This is a genomic window from Affinirhizobium capsici, from assembly GCF_977018625.1.
In genome coordinates, this window is record NZ_CDRNXD010000008.1 from 126,580 (window position 1) to 144,480 (window position 17,901).

A 17,901-nucleotide genomic window follows, 5' to 3' on the forward strand; every position below is an offset into this window, starting at 1 on the left:
GTAACTTGCGCATGAGGCGTTTGGCTGCCTTAGCGTTGCGGCGACTTTGCACCAACACATCCAACAAAAATCCGTCCTGATTAACGGCGCGCCACAGCTAATGCTTCTCGCCTCGGATCGAAATGAAGGCCTGGTCGAGATGTCATTTATCGCCGAGCCGGTCGCGCGGCGCTGACGGATCTGGTTGGCGAGGTACGACCGAATTTCTGTCGTCAGGAGCTGGAACTTGCGCCAGAACAAGAGCAAGTTCGAAGGGATTGGGGGGCAAGCTTGCAAGTCTCAGCCCAGGTGCACGGCGACGAATAGCGTTACCAGTGCCAAGATGATGATGTTGTCCATCTTGCAACAGGATAATGAATATCCGTTCATGACCTATCCCTCGTTCCGCCCACTCTCAAAATAGCAAACTTGGCAAAGGCACTAATGTTGCAGCTTCATGCCGGGTCTAACTTCAGCATGGTTAAAACAACTTCATAAAAGCGGTAGCTCAACTAGGCCGAACAGCGAGGAGAGTGAGTAAGCCGACAAAACAACGAAGGCCCGTCAAAGCGGACCCTCGTCTAGCTACTCATGGACAGGAAGACCTAGAACTCGTCCCATTTCTCCGCAGCAGCACCCATGCCGACAGCACTTGCGACCTTTGCCAGCATACGTCGAGCGGGCGATGCAACAGGTGAGCTCTTGCTTGAAGCCGCAGAAGGACGGGTTGCGGAGAAGGAGGATGCCCCGTTGCCGACATTGAATTGAGCGATAATCTCACGCAGTCGGCTCACCTCGGAAGCAAGCGTCGCCACCGCTGCGTTCGACTCTTCAACCATGGCAGCATTTTGCTGAGTAACCTGGTCCATCTGGTTGACCGCTGTGTTGACTTCCGCCAAGCCAACCGACTGCTCCTTGGCGGAGGTGGAAATCGCATCAAGCTGCGTATTGATCGTTACAACCTGTTTCTCAATTACCTGCAGTGCCTCACCTGTGTCCTGCACAAGCTTTACGCCAGTGCTAACCTCTTCGACAGAGTTTCGAATGAGATCCTTGATCTCCTTTGCCGCCTGAGCGGAGCGCTGGGCAAGTTCTCGCACTTCCTGAGCAACAACTGCAAAACCTTTGCCCGCTTCACCAGCACGTGCCGCTTCAACACCTGCATTCAACGCGAGAAGGTTGGTCTGGAAAGCGATCTCATCGATCACGCCAATGATATTGGAGATCTGACTTGAAGACTGCTCGATGCGCTGCATTGCGCTCACAGCATTTGCAACCACCTGTGCAGAACGACGCGCTGACTGATTTGCCTCGATTGCGACATGTCGTGCTTCCTCTGTGCGCATGGCAGCGTTCGAAACGTTTGTCGTGATCTCGTCGAGAGCAGCGGCGGTTTCTTCCAGCGATGCAGCCTGCTGCTCAGTTCGCTTCGACAAATCTTCCGCACCTTGACTAATTTCGCGCGCACCGTTGTCAATCGAGCCTGCGGTGTCGGACACAGATCGTAAGCTATCGGCCAGTTGAACGACTGCAGCATTGAAGTCGGTTCGAAGGGCTTCGAATTGGCTTGCGAATGGCTTGGATAGCTGGAAGGTGAGATCTCCCTGAGCGAGTTGCTTCAACCCTTCAGCCAGACCGCTGGTTGCTTCTGCCATTTCTGCCGCCCGCTGACGATCAACTTCAGCAATCCGCGCACGCTCTGCTTCGTTTGCAGATCTTTCTTCGTCTGCAACACTCGCGGTTTCTCGTGCGGCCAGGCCGTTGTCTTTGAACACCTGAACTGCACGAGCCATGCCACCGATTTCGTCGCGACGATCTACGCCATCAACGAGTGCGGTCAAATCGCCATTGGCAAGTACGCCCATTTTCGACGCCAGATCCTGTATCGGACGGACCAGCCAGGACTTCACCGCCAAAAAGCCCAAAATCAGCGTAGCAAGAAGACCAATCACCACACCGACAAGGGTCGTACGGACGGTCGACGTGGTGATGTCCGTCAGCTCATCCGATTTAAGGGCACTTTGCTTGAATATCTCTGTGGTGGCCTCCGTGAAGGCGGGCGCAATTTTGCCGAACTGTGGCTGGCACTCTTTCTTGTATTGTTCCTGAGAACGTAGCAAGTCCTCGTCAGAAGTCGCCTTGTCCGCAGCTGCAACCGTCCCTGCACACAACTCATTGAGAACCTTCAAGCCATCTGCCTGCAAGGCAGGAATGGTGGTGTTGGTTGGAAGTGCTGCTTTTGCCTTATCTGTGAACTCCACAAAGGTGGCCTTGCTTGCGGCAAACTCTTTGAGGGCGCTAGCATTGTCGGCTTCGGTCTTTGCGATAAGCAGCTCCGCAATGGACGCCCGTGACGCCTGAAGCGCTCTATTTGCACGAGCTAGATATGCAGCAGCGACGCTTTCACCGTTGACCAACCCATCATACTCGCTGTCAACGACCTGGATTTTGCTAACTGAATACCCCGTAGCTACAATTGACACGATGCCAAAAGCCGCCATGATTGTCAAAAATTTACCTGTAATTGAAACGTGCTTCACGCGACCGCCCCTCCTGTAAACGAATGTCTGAGTGGGCAGTTCATTTGCCAGGACATTCCGTCAAAGTGAACACGCGGTCGCCAACCCGTCGCTCATTTCACCTTCCAACCGGCGCTCAAGAATTTAAGTCTGTTGATCGGACTGCGGGCGTGTTTCCAGCTCAATGTCCGTCAAAGTGCGCAGCTCGACGATATTTTGCCTCAGTATCACCATGAGCTGGCGAAGGTTGGCGGTATAGTTCAGGAGGAAATCACGGGCCTGCTGATCGGACATGGCTTCACTACGGCTCTCGCCAGATCGTAGATCGACCACCTTTACTCCGAGTTTTTCTCCACGCATCAACATGATCCACTCCTATTGAGAGCACCGCCAACCAGTACGCAGCACCAACAATCACGATTATTGGGAGGCAATCCTTACTGGAGTGTTGCCACCAGAAACCGCAGTTTTCCTCTATGAGAAGTTGCTAATTTCAACAAGCAGAGTGTAATCGTGAGGGAGGTCAGCTAAGGAAAACTGCTCCTTCCGATTGGTGTCGAAAGACCTCTGGCTTTGGACAATATTTCTCAACAGGATAGTCGAACCATCAGTTCTCCCGGTAGTTGCGTAGTGTCCTTATTGATGGAGCCTTACCATGCGGCGGATGATCGTCGGCGTTTTTGCCGATCCCAACTTCTGGACACTAGAGGCTGAGCAGGTATGGAATGCGGCTGGCATCTGGCTCCGGCCCGTTGATCGAGCTCAGATAGACGATATCCCGTTGCTTCAGTCACTCTCCGGAGTGTTGGTTGACGCCACGATTGACAGTAATGAGCTCTACAGGATCAGCAGTCTGTTTGAACTCATGTCGATCCCTTACCTGTTTGTTTTCCGCGAAAGGGGTCGATCAAATCGCGCCAGCGAATTTCGGATCAATGAAAGGCAGCAGGACATTGAAGCCATCCGTGCCAATCTGGTCAGTCAGTACGATCCGGGTGTACGGCATTAGGTGCAAAAGCAGGCGGCTGGTTTTTGCGTAAATGTTCTACCGCACACACACCCATATCTATGAGCTTATCGCGATGTCGCATGCCCCTGTGATGGAAGAGCAGCAACATCTGTGCGATCAGTTCTTCTTCGTCTACCGATATAGGATGACGCGCTGCGACAGCCGCAAGGGCCTGGTGCACGACTGAGAGATCATCGGGATAGAATACTGCACTCGCTATAGAAAACGAAGCTCTCACTTTACACCTCCCAAACCGGGGCGAAAGCCTTTAGCCTCCTGCCGTTGATGCCCATTAAATGTATCAATGATGGAGATACTCTACAGGAAGTTGTGCCAGAAAGAAACCGGTGAGTCTTTAAGATAAGGACGGGTCAGACCGGGGAGCACGCGGTACGATCCTATGTCTTCGGCGTGCTTGTCTCCCGGAGAAATTGTACAGCGCCCACATCACAGGCTTTATATGCAAACCATAAGTTTGAGAGGCTTGGTTGATCCCTACTGCGCGTTGGAGCCAATTGACAATCTGCACTCATATTCACCGTGCAGCCGATGAAACGTAGTCAGGTGCGCGCGGAGGAAGTTTCGATCAGATGGAAAAGGGTCCTGCCGTAACCGGTCAAATCGCTCAAGGTCTTCGTCCTTAATACGTGCGGTCCTGATGAGCGGATGGTGCGTCTTCAATTCGCTTTTCTACCTTTCTGTGACGCTTTGGACTCGCCTTCCAGCAGCCGCGCAAACCAGGCGGCATAGGATGTGTTCTTCACCAAACGCCTGTTGAGATCAGGCGCGCCGTCCTCCCACCAGACAGGGCCACGCTCACCAAGCCCAACCTTCGCTTGATCCACTCTCTGTCGTGCCATTCGCATCTCCGTCTGGTTCTTTGCTTCCTGGACGGCGCGCCTTGCCGACATCAATTCCCTAACCAAGCGTGCTTTCGTTTCTTCATTGAGCGCCGGATTGCTTTTGCGCCAGAGCCGCCCGCGCACCACGAAATACCGACCATCGGGTGTGTCTGGATACTGTGAAGAAGATGCGTCCGTTGTCAAAAGAATGACCTCTGTAACGGCTTGTTGGGTTTCGCCTCTCCAATCTCACCACGTCTCATCAATTCGGTCTGCGCGCTGAAGCGAATGTCCGCATCCCGATCGTGAAGATAGTTCTGCAGAGCATCCGTGCTAAGCCGATTCCAACTCTTGCCGCGATCTAGCCCCGCCGGAACGCGGGGCAATAGGCCAGGTTCGGTGCTCCACTGCAAAAGCTGCTCCACCGAAACGATGTTCAACAGGTCGCGCAGGTGATGTGCTGTGACATACGCATCCGGCATGGCTCTATGGGCAGGCAATCCGATTTCATGAACAAGCCCTTCGGGCCTGCGCTGATAACGCAGCATCTGATTGGAAAATCGGGTCAGGTCTGGCCAGACACGCAGCGCGCATTTCCAGGTGCAGATCCACGGGGCGCCTGCGCTGAGGCGTGACGTGCAATAGCGCTTCTCAAACGCGGCTCGGTGAGCTGCAAGTGCCAAGACACCGCCCTCGGGGCGAAGGATAGATGGCGCGACGTCCTTCCAGAAGGGCGCGTCAGCGACCTGCTCATCAAGAATATGGTGGACTGCCATCGTCTCGGCAGAGATTGGCCGCCCTGGGTTCACGAACCGCGCGCCCCGTTCCTCAGTTACGATCCAATGACTGTCTTCATCCAGGACCACATCCTGCCAGCCGATCTCGCAGACGCTTGTTGCTCCATTCCCGGCCGTTTCAAGATTGATGACGCGCACGCGGGCTATGGGCATTGTAGAGCTTTCCTTCCGTTGTTCCAAAGCTTATCAATCAAGCTCGAGCTCTGGTAGTTCCCTATCGCTGCAGCAGCCCAAACAGGAGCTGTGGCTGCGCCGGATTGCGCTTCCGAAGCGGCCTTGAGTGGATCGGGGCGTCGCTGTCACTATGATGCAGCTGTGATCTGGATAGTTTTGACTTAAAAGGCGTCGTCATGCTTCAGAGTGCAGCGCTGGACTCTAAAAACATGACGACGATCTAAGCATTCCCCCGGCCAGCTGGCGGCCGAGTGACCGGCGACCATGGCGCTGGTGGTCAGACGTTGGCGAAGGCAGACGGAGGCGAATGACTTTGGAGCCAACGGCGTCAACGACGAGATGGCGGGTCAGCGTGATGCCCCCGGAAGAGCTTCCGGTACGGGGGGTGGTAGGCCTCAATGGTTTCTGGAATTGATACGCGTGAAAGCGGGTGAGTCTGCTGAGTTTCCCGTGAGGGCGTGCGATGACCAGGGTTGTATCTATTTATCTTCCGAATTTGCCGACGGATCCCATTCGTCGGGCCGATCCGTCTATTCCGCATAAGCAGCCAATCGCCGTGGTCGCCAGGAGCGGTTCGAAGCGATGCGTATCGGCTGCAGATGCAAGTGCCCGCAAGGCGGGTGTCCACGTCGGTATGGAGAGCAAAGGCACAGTCATTGTTCAGCAGCTTGATGATGGTTGACGCTGATCCGCAGGCCGACCAAGCCGCACTCGAACGCATCACTCTTTGGGCGCTCACCGTCTATTCACCGATCGTCGCTACCGACAGGATCGATGGCATTGTAATGGATACTGAAGGCGCCGATCATCTGCAGGATTGAAGCTCATCAACGGCGGCGGCCGGGCAGAGGTCGATGCCGCTCATATTCGTCCGGTGGAAGCGAGCGGGCCCGACATTCTCTCTAACGGGATTGCACTTTCGGGCACCGCACAATGGATGTTTGACCGCGGTCTGATTGGCCTCTCGGATGATCTTGATATCCTCATCTCGTGTCAGGCGAACGATCCTGGCAGCATTCAAGGACTCCTCAAGAAGACCGGTAAGGCAATCGTGCCTGGCCGGGTCTTGGAGCGGCCACATCCCCAGTTCCTCAGATGGCACCGTGAGAACTGTTTCGAGCCGTGAGCGCCAGGGCATGTCTTGCGTTGTAGTAGTTTCATCCCGAACGGTTCAATTTCGGATCGTTGGCGCGCACAATCGTAATATCATCCCGATCGGTTCTTTTCACTTCTCTTCATGCCGTCTGGTGATATAATCATCCCGATAGGGGTGATTATGGAAAATATCAAAGATACGAAAAGCCTTGGCATGCTGATCCGTCAGGAGCGAAAGCAGCAAGGGTTAACCCAGGAGCAACTCGCCGGGGTAATTGGCGTGGGCGTACGTTTTCTGCGCGAACTCGAGGCTGGCAAAGAGAGCTGCCAGATTGGCCGCGCGATGCAAGTCCTGGCTGGTCTTGGCCTTATTGTTTCGGTCGGGCGTCGCCAGGGATCGCGATCATGACCCGCGTATTAGACGTCTATTTTCGCGACACCAAGGCCGGCGTGCTCGGCCGGCTTGACGACGGCCTGCTGACTTTTGCCTATGATGGCGCATATCTTCTTGACCAGAAATCGCGGGCAAGTGCGCAGGTGCCTTGTCACTCTATCCTACAGCACGGTGCCCGAACCTCCCGGCCGATCCTACGCCGAAATTCTCACTTCGGAACGTCTGGATGAAATTCTAAGCAGGCTGCGGACCCGGCCTTTGCTTGGCTGAGACGAGGGCATTCGCCTATCGCTCGCCGGAGCGCAGGATAAACTGGCAGTCATTGTCGATGGAGATTCCATTGCCTTGGCGAGAGATGGTCGACCAACGACCCATATCTTGAAACCGGTCATCCAGGCGCTGGAAGGCACAGTGGAGAACGAGTATTTTTGTATGCGGCTGGCTGCCCGTCTGAAGCTGCCTGTACCCCATGTCGAGATACGCCTAGACGGGGCGACTGCCTTTCTTTTGGTTGAGCGTTATGATCGGACGAAAGCTGCAGACGGCATCATTGAGCGCCTACACCAGGAAGACTTCTGCCAGGCCCTGAGCGTGCCGCCGGAGCTGAAGTATGAGGCTGAGGGCGGACCTGGAACAGAACGGGCTATCGGGCTGATCGACCAGGCCTGTGCCAGACCTGTCGCGGATCGGTTGCAGTTCATCCGCATGCTGATTTTCCACTATCTGGTCGGCAACGCCGATGCCCATGGCAAGAACTACGCCCTGCTTTACGGCTCCGATGACCCGGATTTGGCACCGATCTACGATGTCGTTTGCACGGCAGTTTATCCTCGCTTGTCAAAGAGGCTCGCCATGAAAATTGGCGGTCGCGATGTACCCGACACCATCCAACTCAAACATTGGAAGGCATTGGTGCCCGAAACCAAATCTTCTCAGCGCATCCTTGTTCGCGATCTTGCCCAAATTGCGGAAAGGATTGTGAGCGAGGCCGATGCCCTTTTTGCAGAACTGGCCGAAGAGGGGATCAGGCACCCGATCCTGGAGGCCATTTGTAAGGTGATATCAAGTCGGGCTCGTTTGCTACAGAGAGCTGCGGAGCAGATGTCTTAAGCTGTTGAATGGTTTCGGAAATTGAGCGTTTTATCCTTCGACCAACGGGTCGGCGGTTCGTATCCCTTCAAGAGCCACGTAGGTCGATTAGCCGCTACCGCCTTCTACTAGAGCCATAGGCCAGACGCGGCGATGGGCTTTGGCGTATGTTTGCTGGAAAGCTGGCATAATTGACAAAAGCGACTCTGCTAAACCGATGCCAAGTTCGTGCAGCGAAAGGCTGAATCCTGTCAATGCTGGAGACAGAAATTGCGTGTGGGGACTGTGGCGCCCCACAATCGCTATGTCTTTTCCCGGCCGCAGGCCGGATTCTTCCAGCCCCTTGTACAGCCCCGTCACCAGTGTCTCGTTGACGAGGGTGATGGCTGAAGGCCGGGAAGGGGCTGCGGCAATCTGCCGTGCGACAGCATACCCACCGGACTCGCTTGGTTTTGCCCGAAAGATGTTCTCATCGCGCAGGGTCAGGCCATGCTTGCCCAACACATAACGGCATCGTTCGATGAAGACATACCCCAGGTTCAGGTCACCATCCGGCCAGATCACGCCAATCTTTTTGTGCCCCGCACTGATAAAACGCTCCATCGTGACATCGGCCATCCCTTCAAAATCGAGATCGATCCATGGCTGACCCACATCCGTCAGGCTTCGGCCGAGCGAGATAAATGGAATCTTGTGTCGATCCAGAAGTTCGAAGCGGGCATCGTTGCGGCGTGTGGCGGAAAGGATGATCGCATCGGCAAAGCCACGGGCGACGGTGCGCTGAAGATAGGCATCAGGATCCTCCGACGAGGAACAGAGCAGCGCCACGAGATCGAGATTATGGCGGGCAAGTACCGTTTGCACGCCATCGAAAACGCTCATGAAAAACGTATCGCCCTGGCCCGTAATATCCGGACCTGTCTGCATCATAAAGCCGATCACGCCGGTTGAGCCCTTGCGGAGCGAACGGCCCGATTGATTGGCAACATATCCAAGTTTTTCAGCAGCTTCGAGAACACGCCGGCGGGTATGTGGATTGACGTCTGCTTTCCCGTTAAGGGCGCGCGAAACGGTGCCGATAGAGATGTCAAGGTGCTCGGCTAACTGGCGTATGCCCTTCATGCGGATATCCATCATTCATTTTCTTAGGTCACGCCAGTATTGACAAAATACCAGATATGTCCATAGTTTCCGTAAACGTTTACGGTTGCGCAGGAGGCGCGGTTCCGTAGATGTGCATGGGAGGTTTTCTTGACATACAAGGTCGTTTTGTGTGGGTGCGGAGCTATGGCAAAAGGCTGGCTTCGCGCGGTTCAATCCACCCCTGAACTGAAAGATGCGCTGCAGATTGTCGGTCTTGTAGACCTCAATGCTGATGTTGCCCGGGCGCTTGCCACGGAGTTCAGTCTTTCCGGTGCTTTGATTGGAACGGATTTACGTAGCGTTCTTGAAGAAACACGTGCCGACATACTGTTTGACGTCGTCATTCCAGCCGCACGTCATTCTGTCGTCACCACCGCCCTCGCTCATGGTTGCCACGTGCTGAGCGAGAAGCCCATGGCGAACTCCATGGAAGAGGCTGCCGATCTCATCCACGCTGCTGCTAAGGCTGGCAAAATCCATTCCGTTGTGCAGAACAGGCGCTTCATTTCGGGCGTCCGTCGCATGCGCCGCTTGGTAGACAGTGGAGTTATCGGCGACATCACAGCAGTTCATTGCGACTTCTTCATCGGTCCTCATTTTGGTGGCTTCCGTGAGCAGATGGACAATGTTCTGCTGCTCGATATGGCGATCCATACCTTCGATGCGGCACGTTATGTTTCCGGCAAGACGCCGCTATCGGTCTATTGCCTGGAAACCAATCCGCCCGGCTCCTGGTATGCACATGGCGCTTGCGCCAATGCGGTCTTCCGCTTTTCAGACGATGTCGTCTTCACCTATCGCGGCTCCTGGTGCGCGGAAGGGGAGCGGACCAGTTGGGAAAGCGCCTGGCGCATTGTCGGCACGCGGGGAATGCTAACCTGGGACGGCGAGGAAACGTTCAAGGCCTCTGTCGCTGGCCAGGAAAACGGGTTGCTCCGCGGGTTTCAGCCCGTCGAGGTTCCTGCGCCGCTGAAGCCGGAGGAAACGCATGGGCATGCCAGCGTTCTTGCCGATTTCTTCGAGGCCATACGCACGGGACGTGCGCCTGAAACAGCCGGAGAGGACAATATTCGAAGCCTTGCCATGGTTTTCGGTGCGATCGAAAGCGCCCGCTCCGGAAACAGTGTCGAGCTTGCAGCATAGGGAAGAGATTGATGAGCTTGGATAGCAAAAATTCCATTCGCGTCGGCACTATGGTTAGTGCGACGAAAGGGCAGGCGGCGGAACGGATCGCGCAGATCGCGGATATGGGCTTCGAGAGTTTCGAGCCCTTCTTCTGGCAGACGACGAATGGTCAGGATATGGCCGAGTTGGGCAAGCGCTGTGTGGAAGCTCTCGGCGACCGGGATATCACGATTTCTACGATTGGAATGTTCGGTAATCCGCTGGAAGGCACCGATCTTGATTTGCAGACCCTTCAGGGCTGGAAGGATTGCATCGACAACGCCCATCATTTCGGCGCCACCTGCGTGGCAGGCTTCACCGGGCGTGTTCGCAACAAGCCACTGCCGGAAAGCCTGCCACGCTACAGAGAAGTCTGGAGCGAGCTTGCCCGACGCGCGGCCGACAAGGGCATCCGCATCGCCTTCGAAAACTGCGCCATGGATGGCAACTGGCAAACCGGCGACTGGAATATCGCCCATAATCCCGATGCGTGGGAGCTTATCTTCAACGAGACGCCGGATGAGAATATCGGCCTTGAATGGGAACCGTGCCACCAGATGGTGTACCTGATCGATCCACTGCCGCAGATCCGCAAGTGGGCGCACAAGATATTCCATGTCCACGGCAAGGATGCGACGATCCGCTGGGATGTGATCCGCGAGCACGGGATTTTTGGCAAGCACCCGTTCGTGTTCATGCGTACTCCTGGTTTCGGTGACAGCAACTGGACGGACATCATATCGGAACTGCGCCTCGCGGGCTGGTCCGGTTCCATCGATATCGAGGGCTGGCATGATCCGGTCTATCGCGATGCGCTGGAAATGACGGGACAAGTCCACGCGCTCAATCATCTCAAACAGGCACGCGGCGGAAGCTTCATCGTAGACCCGTCGTAAGCAGGAAAGGCGCCCGGGCGCATGAGGAGGCGGCGGGCAAGAACGTAGGGATAACCTTAAAGGAGGAGAATTATGGGTATCCGAAAGCATTCGATTGCCATGACACTGGCGCTGACTTGTGCTGCGATGGTTGGTTTTCAGGCAAAAGCTGAAGACGTGAAGCTTACGCTCTGGTCGCTGGATCGCGACATTCAGCCAGCGCCTAATCTCATCAAGGAATTTAACGCGCAGAACAACGGCATCAAGATCGAGTATCGCCAGATCCAGTTCGATGACGTGGTGAGCGAAGCGATGCGTGCCTATTCCACCGGTAAGGCACCGGATATCATCGCTATCGACAACCCGAACCACGCCATGTTCGCATCGCGCGGTGCGTTTCTCGATCTGACCGATATGATCGCTAAATCGACCACGATCAAAGCCGAGAACTATTTCCCGGGCCCGCTGAAATCCGCCACATGGGACGGCAAATATTACGGCGTGCCGAAGGCGACCAATACAATTGCGCTCTATTACAATAAAGACTTGTTCCAGGCTGCCGGGCTTGATCCCGAAAGCCCGCCCAAGACCTGGGACCAACTGGTAGAAACTGCGCGCAAGCTCACCGACCCCAAGAAGAACGTCTACGGGATCACCTTCTCCGCCAAGGCGAATGAGGAAGGGACTTTCCAGTTCCTACCCTGGGCACAGATGGGGGGCGCGAGCTACAACGCCATCAATGGCGAAGGTGCGGTCAGAGCATTGACGATCTGGAAGCAGTTGCTGACCGAGAAACTGACCTCGCCGGATACGCTGACCCGCAGTCAGTGGGATTCAACAGCAACCTTCAATGCTGGCAATGCGGCCATGGCCATCTCCGGTCCATGGGAAATCGACCGTATGCTGACGGACGCGAAGTTTCAGTGGGGCACCGCACTTCTGCCCGTTCCGCAGGAAGGTGCGCAACGCTCTTCGGCCATGGGTGACTATAATTGGGCAATCTTCTCCAGCACCAAGCACCCGGAAGAAGCCTTCAAGGCACTGGAGTTCTTCGCCTCGAAAGACTCCACGATGTACAAGGATTTCGGCCAGCTTCCGGCGCGCTCCGATATCCCCGTGCCTCCGACCGGCAATGCCGAAAAAGACGCCGCTCTCGCCACCTTCCTCGAGCAGATGAAATACGCCCAGCCGCGCGGCCCCTCGCCAGAATGGCCCAAGATTTCCAAGGCCATTCAGGATGCCATTCAGGCAGCGCTCACGGGCCAGATGGAGCCGAAAGCGGCTCTCGATCAGGCTGCGGAAAAAATCAAGTCGATTGGCGGTTGATCGGTTTCCTGCCCGCGTCGTCTGAGCACGGTGGCGGGCAGAAGCCCAGTTTCCTCCCGGACGGAACTGCTCGGCACGGGAATGTGTCGGGCGGTTCCGAGCGATGACAAGAGGTTATGATGAGACGGATATTCTCCAGCGTCAGGGATGGCCGTGGATTTGACATGGTGCTGGTCGGCGTGCCCTTCGCGTTTCTGTTCGCGCTGGCCGGGCTACCGTTGATCTACAATATTCTGATGAGCTTTCAGGAGGTTGACATGTTCAGCCTCGGCAGCTTCATCCGCCCATTTGTGGGCATGGACAATTATGTGGCGCTGTTCAAACAGCCGGAAACCTGGCCAATTCTGACCAATACGCTGATCTTCGTGGTCGGCTCTATTGCCGGACAGTTCATCATCGGCTTCGGTCTTGCTTTGTTTTTCTGGACGAGTTTTCCCGGCGCCAGCTGGCTGCGCGGTCTGTTTCTCGTTTCCTGGGTCATGCCCGGCCTCGTCGTCGGTGCCATCTGGAACTGGATTTTGTCAGGTGATTTCGGCGTTTTGAACTTCTTCCTGCGCGAAAGCGGGTTGATCAGCGGCAACATCTTCTGGCGTTCAGACCCCAACTTCTCGCTCTGGGCGGTCGTCATTGCCAATATCTGGCTTGGCACTTCCTTCAACATGATCCTGCTGTCGGTCGGTCTTTCGGCTATTCCGGGTGATCTCTATGAGGCGGCGGAAATGGATGGTGCGAATGCCTGGCAGCGCTTCTGGACAATCACCCTGCCAATGATGCGCTCTACCATCGGCGCGATCATCGCGCTCGGCCTGATCTTTACCTTGCAGCAATTCGATCTCTTCGCGGCCATCACCGATGGCGGGCCGAACAACTCGTCCAACGTCGCCCAATATTGGGCGTGGGACCTGTCTTTCCGCCAATATGATTTCGGCAGAGGCGCAACGATTTCGGTCATCATGACGGTTTTCGTCATGTTCGCTGCCGCAGTTTACGTTCGCTCCACACGTCATGAGGTGCGCGGATGAGCGAGACCGCCCGCAATCGCCTTATGCTGCTAATGGCCATCATCATGGCCGCCATCTATCTGTTTCCGCTCTACTGGATGTATGTCACGTCCATCAAAAGCGGTTCGGAGATGTTCGCCAACCCGCCGAGCTTCTGGCCGTCCGCAGCACGTTGGGAAACCTTCGCTTACGTCTGGGAAAGCCGGAATATGGGCCGCTATCTATGGAACTCGGTTGTTATCGCCTTCGGCTCGGTCGCGCTGATCGCCGTTCTTGGCACAGGCTGTGCATATGTTCTGGCACGGTATCGAAATGTATGGGTCGATCTCGGCCTGTTCCTCATTCTCATGCTACAGGTGCTTCCGGCCTCTTTGATGGTAACGCCCATCTTCGTTGGGTTCACGCAAATCGGCTTGCTGGATTACCCTCGGCTGGCTGTTATTCTGGCGATTGCTGCCAAAAGCATGCCCTTCTTCGTGGTTCTGGTTCGGGCGACCTTCATGGCTGTTCCCATGGAATTAGAAGAAGCGGCACTGGTCGATGGAAATTCTCGCGTCGGTGCTTTCTTCAATATCGTCCTGCCGCTTGCGCGCAACGGTATCCTCGTCAGTGCAATCCTCATCTTCATGCAGGCATTCGGTGAATTCGTCTATTCTAAATCCATGATCCAGGATGTCAGCCTTCAGCCAGCAAGTGTGGGTCTCAACACCTTTATGGGGCCTAACACCAGCGAGTGGAACAACATCATGGCCTACGCGACCATGTATGTGACGCCCATTCTCGCGATCTTCGTCCTTCTGCAACGGCGCATCGTCTCCGGCCTCACATCGGGAGCCCTTAAATGACCAACCAGATCCAACTGACCGGCGTCAACAAACACTACGGCGCATATCACGCTCTCAAGAATATTGACTTGTCCATTCCCAAAGGCGCTTTCGTGGCTCTCGTCGGGCCTTCGGGATGCGGAAAGTCAACCCTGTTACGTTCTCTGGCGGGGCTGGAAACCATCTCCAGCGGTGATCTGATGATCGCAGGCGAGCGGATGAATAATATGCCGCCGCGAAAGCGTGACCTTGCCATGGTCTTCCAGTCATACGCTCTTTACCCACATATGACCGTTGAGCAGAACTTGACCTACAGCCTGAAGATCAAGGGCGTGAAGAAGGTGGAGGCGAGGAAAGCCGCGCAGGAAGTGGCCGCGATCACAGGTCTTGGGGATCTGCTTCACAGATACCCCCGTGAACTATCCGGCGGCCAGCGCCAGCGCGTCGCGATGAGCAGAGCCATCATTCGCCATCCGAAAGCCTTCCTGTTCGACGAACCGCTTTCCAATCTCGATGCAGCGTTGCGCGTCCACATGCGCAAGGAAATCAGAGCCCTGCACGACCGGCTCGGCGCAACATCCGTTTATGTCACTCATGATCAGGTCGAAGCCATGACCATGGCTGACCACGTCGTGATCATGCGCAGCGGCGTGATCGAGCAGCAGGGCAGACCGCTTGATCTATACGACAGGCCTGCTAACCGTTTTGTCGCGGGGTTCATCGGTTCACCAGCCATGAATTTCATTCCGGCAAAGACGGGAAGTGATGGCAAATCGATCATTCTGGATCTGCCAGGATCGCAAGCGCTGGTTACCGAACAGCGCATCCAGCCAAGTCATCAGGTGCTAATTGGAATCCGCCCGGAGCACCTAAAGATAGCATCTTCAAGCATAACAGGCTTTGAGGTACCCATTTCTAACGTTGAATCCACTGGTGCGACAGCATTTATCACGACCGATACCAAGCCCGAGATCGTCTTCGTGTTGAACGATCGCTTATCATTCAAAGTTGGCGAAACCGTGCGGCTTACTTTCGCTCTTGAGAATGTTCACGTGTTCGACGCGGAGACCGGACAGCGTCTTGAGGCGACATTTGAGCTAGCTTGGTCCGGTTAATAAGTTGACCGCAAATAACGGGATGTGATGAGCCAGCCGCCGCTGTGTCTAAATCGGAATGAGTGGGTGGACGGTTGGATTTCGTTCAAGGCGACGACACGAGATCGCACCTCTGCTGTCTCCTGTAACTCACAGCTAAACGGTTTTTTGCTTTTGCATTGCCTCGCGCCTGCTTATACCAAAATCGTGCAGCTGCTGATTGTAACTTCGCACAGACAGCGGCGCTGGCATCAGCGGATCTAGATCCCTAGAGTTCTTGCCAAGTCGCAGCGGTTGCATAGCAGATCGTGGCGGCGACACCGGCGAATTGCGCCTGAGGCATATTTAGGTATTGGCCGAGAAATAGAATGCTGACTGCACAGCATTCTATTGCTAGACTTCGCGCATGTCGAACGTCGCTTCAGGAAATACGATTGCCGAGGTTGCAAACCTGATTGGGGATGCAGCGCGCGCCAACATACTTTCTGCACTGATGGGTGGACAGGCATTGACGGCGGGCGAACTGGCGCGACATGCCGGGGTTACCGCCCAGACTACGAGCGGCCACCTTGGCAAGCTGGCGGAAGCCGAATTGATCGCGGTCGAAAAGCAAGGCCGGCATCGCTATTATCGACTTACTTCGCCTGATGTGGCACAAGCGATACATGCTCTCATGGCGTTGGCAGCGACTGGGCCGAAGCGCTATCATCCGATCGGCCCGAAGGACGAGGCATTGCGTCTGGCCCGCACCTGCTACGATCATATGGCCGGTCGTCTCGCCATCGCTCTTTTGGACGCTTTGGCGGATAACGGTTATATCATTCTTGCGGACGGCGCCGGTCTCGTTACGGACCAAGGGCGGCAATTCTTCTGCGACGTCGGAATTGATCTGCAAGAAGCGGCACGGTCAAAACGCCCGCTTTGTCGAACTTGTCTTGATTGGAGCGAGCGACGGCCACACCTTGCCGGCCGTCTTGGTGCGGCACTTCTCGATAGGTCACTTGCGCTTGGCTGGATCAGTCGCACGGCTGAATCTCGCGCTCTGCGCATCACGCGCGCTGGCGAGGCCGGGTTTAGTGAGACATTCGATCTCCCGACGGATTGGCGCGCAACACCCACTTTGCATAACTATTCCTAGAACCCCAATAGAGCAAATCCACGGGAACCAAAGAGCCGCGCTCGGACAGTTTGGACACGGTCAGACCAAACGTATCCGCAATGAGGCCTCAGACAAAATTGAAAGGGGTCCCGTCCATATCATCGCCTTCGTCCAAAAAGGAATGCGACCACGGCACCACCTTGGAAAATCGCCGCAAATATAAAGATATAGACGTCAGAATATGATCTGACCACGCCAAACGCTGCAGGCGCAAGTGCATAGGTCGCTTGGCTTATGGCAACGATTATAGGGACCACCCGAAAGACATCTGCCTTCGCAAATTCTACTTGGGCAATGAGAGGTGGCAGGGAGGTCGCGTTGCCAATCCCAAGGCCGAACAGAAGTACCCCTACGATCATACCATTTGCATAATCTTGCCCGCTGAACAGCAATGTCAAAGAGCCAATGATCTGGATGCCGTAACTCGCGGAAGCGATCAGACGCCGATCGGCATTTGCAGGCATGAACAAGCCTAAACCTGTCCGGCCGGCGATGGCAGCAATGGTCGCCCCACCCATAATGAGGCCGGCTCTCTTAGCTCCGAAGACCGGAACAATGATCGAAAACATTTGCGCCAGAAGGCCGATTTGAGCAAACAGGCCTGCGGCCATTGCCAGCGCCAGCGTAATAAAGCGGAGGTCGCGCCAAAGCGATCTTATTGGTGTGGAGGCAGTTGGCGCAGCTGGTGTCTCCTCCGGTGCTATGGAGCCATCGGGAAATTGACCGACACCTTCAGGGGATTTGGAAAACACCAAACCTGATAGAGCGGCAACGATGATGACCATCACGATGCCGACAGTGCACGCTGCCTGGGCAAATCCAATAGAGGCGATGAGCATGACCCATAACGGAGAGAAAAGGACACCCCCGACGCTCGCCCCGTTGTATGCCATGGAAAGTGCTGCGGGACGGCGACGAAAAAACCACGGAGCAATGATAGCGTTGACTGCAGCAGCTCCCATCGCCACCCATCCCGCTCCACTTAGGAGCGCAGCGATAAACAGCTGCCATGGCTGATAGGCCGCGGACCAGCCAACAATGCCGATGGCGAGAAGGACCGCACCGATTAAGGTTATATGCGGAACGCCGCATATCCGATGAAGGCGGGGCAGGTTTGCAACAACAGCTGCGCCCACCAAGAAATGCAGCGTGACTGCGGTCGACACCAACGCGACGGACCATCCTGTCCTCTGGACCACCATCTGCAAATATACGGGCGGTCCATAAAATCCGACTCCCCAGCCGAAAACTGCGAGAACGAAGGTCGCAGCGACGACATGCCAGCCGAAAAACCGTGGAGTTTTAGATATAGATGCAAATTTCATAACGAGGTCCCAATAGTGATTGGTCCTCATCGCATTTTTCCGAATGAAGAAGCTTCGCTCGCGACCGAAGTGTTCGTATTGATCTAAGATCG

General features: G+C 55.4%; 16 protein-coding genes and 4 pseudogenes. 13 read left to right on the forward strand and 7 right to left on the reverse strand.

Annotated features, from left to right (window positions below; genetic code table 11):
* Positions 1-6 precede the first annotated feature (6 nt).
* From AC0JZ1_RS20565 to AC0JZ1_RS20575, 3 genes and pseudogenes are all read right to left on the reverse strand, one after another.
* Positions 7-142 (reverse strand): annotated as a pseudogene (locus AC0JZ1_RS20565) (DDE-type integrase/transposase/recombinase); the annotation flags it as partial.
* Between the two features lie 442 nt (positions 143-584).
* On the reverse strand, positions 585-2,519 hold the full coding sequence (locus AC0JZ1_RS20570) for a methyl-accepting chemotaxis protein (protein WP_471884292.1): 1,935 nt from the start codon (positions 2,517-2,519) through the stop codon (positions 585-587).
* A gap of 123 nt (positions 2,520-2,642) precedes the next feature.
* Positions 2,643-2,864 carry a hypothetical protein gene (locus AC0JZ1_RS20575; RefSeq protein WP_471884293.1) on the reverse strand — a complete coding sequence of 74 codons (222 nt, stop codon included), beginning with the start codon at positions 2,862-2,864 and terminating at the stop codon, positions 2,643-2,645.
* 289 nt (positions 2,865-3,153) lie between these two features.
* On the opposite strand from AC0JZ1_RS20575, the gene AC0JZ1_RS20580 reads away from it, so the two are divergent.
* Complete coding sequence (locus AC0JZ1_RS20580; protein ID WP_471884294.1) at positions 3,154-3,507, forward strand: hypothetical protein; 354 nt, start codon at positions 3,154-3,156, stop codon at positions 3,505-3,507.
* A 677-nt stretch (positions 3,508-4,184) separates the two neighbouring features.
* Here the strand turns inward: AC0JZ1_RS20580 and AC0JZ1_RS20585 are convergent.
* Both AC0JZ1_RS20585 and AC0JZ1_RS20590 read right to left on the reverse strand, forming a co-directional pair.
* Positions 4,185-4,367 (reverse strand): hypothetical protein, encoded by a 183-nt coding sequence (locus tag AC0JZ1_RS20585; protein WP_471884295.1) that lies wholly within the window; start codon positions 4,365-4,367, stop codon positions 4,185-4,187.
* Positions 4,368-4,549: 182 nt separating this feature from the next.
* Positions 4,550-5,299, reverse strand: coding sequence for a DNA polymerase III subunit epsilon (locus AC0JZ1_RS20590; RefSeq protein ID WP_471884296.1), 750 nt, complete (start codon positions 5,297-5,299; stop codon positions 4,550-4,552).
* 282 nt (positions 5,300-5,581) lie between these two features.
* Between AC0JZ1_RS20590 and AC0JZ1_RS20595 the strand changes: the two are divergent.
* The 5 genes and pseudogenes from AC0JZ1_RS20595 to AC0JZ1_RS20615 form a co-directional block, all read left to right on the forward strand.
* Positions 5,582-5,863, forward strand: a pseudogene (locus AC0JZ1_RS20595) (damage-inducible mutagenesis protein); the annotation flags it as partial.
* A pseudogene (locus AC0JZ1_RS20600) lies at positions 5,784-6,135 on the forward strand (Y-family DNA polymerase); the annotation flags it as partial. The pseudogenes AC0JZ1_RS20595 and AC0JZ1_RS20600, both read left to right, overlap by 80 nt.
* A pseudogene (locus tag AC0JZ1_RS20605) lies at positions 6,129-6,446 on the forward strand (HNH endonuclease); the annotation flags it as partial. The pseudogenes AC0JZ1_RS20600 and AC0JZ1_RS20605, both read left to right, overlap by 7 nt.
* 150 nt (positions 6,447-6,596) lie before the next feature.
* Positions 6,597-6,824: a helix-turn-helix domain-containing protein gene (locus AC0JZ1_RS20610; RefSeq protein WP_471884297.1), complete on the forward strand. Its 228-nt coding sequence runs from the start codon at positions 6,597-6,599 to the stop codon at positions 6,822-6,824.
* Between the two features lie 330 nt (positions 6,825-7,154).
* A complete protein-coding gene (locus AC0JZ1_RS20615; RefSeq protein WP_471884298.1) occupies positions 7,155-7,919 on the forward strand; it encodes a HipA domain-containing protein in 765 nt (254 codons plus the stop codon).
* Between the two features lie 87 nt (positions 7,920-8,006).
* Here AC0JZ1_RS20615 and AC0JZ1_RS20620 read toward each other — a convergent pair whose 3' ends face one another.
* Entirely contained in the window at positions 8,007-9,020 is a 1,014-nt protein-coding gene (locus AC0JZ1_RS20620; RefSeq protein ID WP_471884424.1) for a LacI family DNA-binding transcriptional regulator, read from the reverse strand.
* A gap of 129 nt (positions 9,021-9,149) precedes the next feature.
* On the opposite strand from AC0JZ1_RS20620, the gene AC0JZ1_RS20625 reads away from it, so the two are divergent.
* The 7 genes from AC0JZ1_RS20625 to AC0JZ1_RS20655 all read left to right on the forward strand — a co-directional run bounded on the left by AC0JZ1_RS20625 (position 9,150) and on the right by AC0JZ1_RS20655 (position 16,463).
* Positions 9,150-10,184: a Gfo/Idh/MocA family protein gene (locus tag AC0JZ1_RS20625; RefSeq protein WP_471884299.1), complete on the forward strand. Its 1,035-nt coding sequence runs from the start codon at positions 9,150-9,152 to the stop codon at positions 10,182-10,184.
* Positions 10,185-10,195: 11 nt separating this feature from the next.
* Positions 10,196-11,101 carry a sugar phosphate isomerase/epimerase family protein gene (locus AC0JZ1_RS20630; protein WP_471884300.1) on the forward strand — a complete coding sequence of 302 codons (906 nt, stop codon included), beginning with the start codon at positions 10,196-10,198 and terminating at the stop codon, positions 11,099-11,101.
* 72 nt (positions 11,102-11,173) lie between these two features.
* The gene (locus AC0JZ1_RS20635; protein WP_471884301.1) at positions 11,174-12,406 is read left to right on the forward strand and encodes an ABC transporter substrate-binding protein; all 1,233 of its coding nucleotides are present in this window, start codon (positions 11,174-11,176) and stop codon (positions 12,404-12,406) included.
* A 119-nt stretch (positions 12,407-12,525) separates the two neighbouring features.
* Positions 12,526-13,428 carry a carbohydrate ABC transporter permease gene (locus AC0JZ1_RS20640; RefSeq protein WP_471884302.1) on the forward strand — a complete coding sequence of 301 codons (903 nt, stop codon included), beginning with the start codon at positions 12,526-12,528 and terminating at the stop codon, positions 13,426-13,428.
* A complete protein-coding gene (locus AC0JZ1_RS20645; RefSeq protein ID WP_471884303.1) occupies positions 13,425-14,252 on the forward strand; it encodes a carbohydrate ABC transporter permease in 828 nt (275 codons plus the stop codon). Before AC0JZ1_RS20640 ends, AC0JZ1_RS20645 begins: the two co-directional genes overlap by 4 nt.
* On the forward strand, positions 14,249-15,346 hold the full coding sequence (locus AC0JZ1_RS20650) for an ABC transporter ATP-binding protein (RefSeq protein ID WP_471884304.1): 1,098 nt from the start codon (positions 14,249-14,251) through the stop codon (positions 15,344-15,346). Before AC0JZ1_RS20645 ends, AC0JZ1_RS20650 begins: the two co-directional genes overlap by 4 nt.
* A gap of 385 nt (positions 15,347-15,731) precedes the next feature.
* A complete protein-coding gene (locus AC0JZ1_RS20655; protein ID WP_471884305.1) occupies positions 15,732-16,463 on the forward strand; it encodes an ArsR/SmtB family transcription factor in 732 nt (243 codons plus the stop codon).
* Positions 16,464-16,582: 119 nt separating this feature from the next.
* Here AC0JZ1_RS20655 and AC0JZ1_RS20660 read toward each other — a convergent pair whose 3' ends face one another.
* Complete coding sequence (locus AC0JZ1_RS20660; protein ID WP_471884306.1) at positions 16,583-17,839, reverse strand: MFS transporter; 1,257 nt, start codon at positions 17,837-17,839, stop codon at positions 16,583-16,585.
* Positions 17,840-17,901 lie beyond the last annotated feature (62 nt).

Excerpts from the sequence above, each read along its gene's own strand:
- AC0JZ1_RS20575 (WP_471884293.1), bottom strand. The coding sequence starts at position 2,864 with ATGTTGATGCGTGGAGAAAAACTCGGAGTAAAGGTGGTCGATCTACGA.
- AC0JZ1_RS20580 (WP_471884294.1), top strand. The coding sequence starts at position 3,154 with ATGCGGCGGATGATCGTCGGCGTTTTTGCCGATCCCAACTTCTGGACA.
- AC0JZ1_RS20585 (WP_471884295.1), bottom strand. The coding sequence starts at position 4,367 with ATGGCACGACAGAGAGTGGATCAAGCGAAGGTTGGGCTTGGTGAGCGT.
- AC0JZ1_RS20590 (WP_471884296.1), bottom strand. The coding sequence starts at position 5,299 with ATGCCCATAGCCCGCGTGCGCGTCATCAATCTTGAAACGGCCGGGAAT.
- AC0JZ1_RS20610 (WP_471884297.1), top strand. The coding sequence starts at position 6,597 with ATGGAAAATATCAAAGATACGAAAAGCCTTGGCATGCTGATCCGTCAG.
- AC0JZ1_RS20620 (WP_471884424.1), bottom strand. The coding sequence starts at position 9,020 with ATGAAGGGCATACGCCAGTTAGCCGAGCACCTTGACATCTCTATCGGC.
- AC0JZ1_RS20630 (WP_471884300.1), top strand. The coding sequence starts at position 10,196 with ATGAGCTTGGATAGCAAAAATTCCATTCGCGTCGGCACTATGGTTAGT.
- AC0JZ1_RS20635 (WP_471884301.1), top strand. The coding sequence starts at position 11,174 with ATGGGTATCCGAAAGCATTCGATTGCCATGACACTGGCGCTGACTTGT.
- AC0JZ1_RS20640 (WP_471884302.1), top strand. The coding sequence starts at position 12,526 with ATGAGACGGATATTCTCCAGCGTCAGGGATGGCCGTGGATTTGACATG.
- AC0JZ1_RS20645 (WP_471884303.1), top strand. The coding sequence starts at position 13,425 with ATGAGCGAGACCGCCCGCAATCGCCTTATGCTGCTAATGGCCATCATC.
- AC0JZ1_RS20650 (WP_471884304.1), top strand. The coding sequence starts at position 14,249 with ATGACCAACCAGATCCAACTGACCGGCGTCAACAAACACTACGGCGCA.
- AC0JZ1_RS20655 (WP_471884305.1), top strand. The coding sequence starts at position 15,732 with ATGTCGAACGTCGCTTCAGGAAATACGATTGCCGAGGTTGCAAACCTG.
- AC0JZ1_RS20660 (WP_471884306.1), bottom strand. The coding sequence starts at position 17,839 with ATGAGGACCAATCACTATTGGGACCTCGTTATGAAATTTGCATCTATA.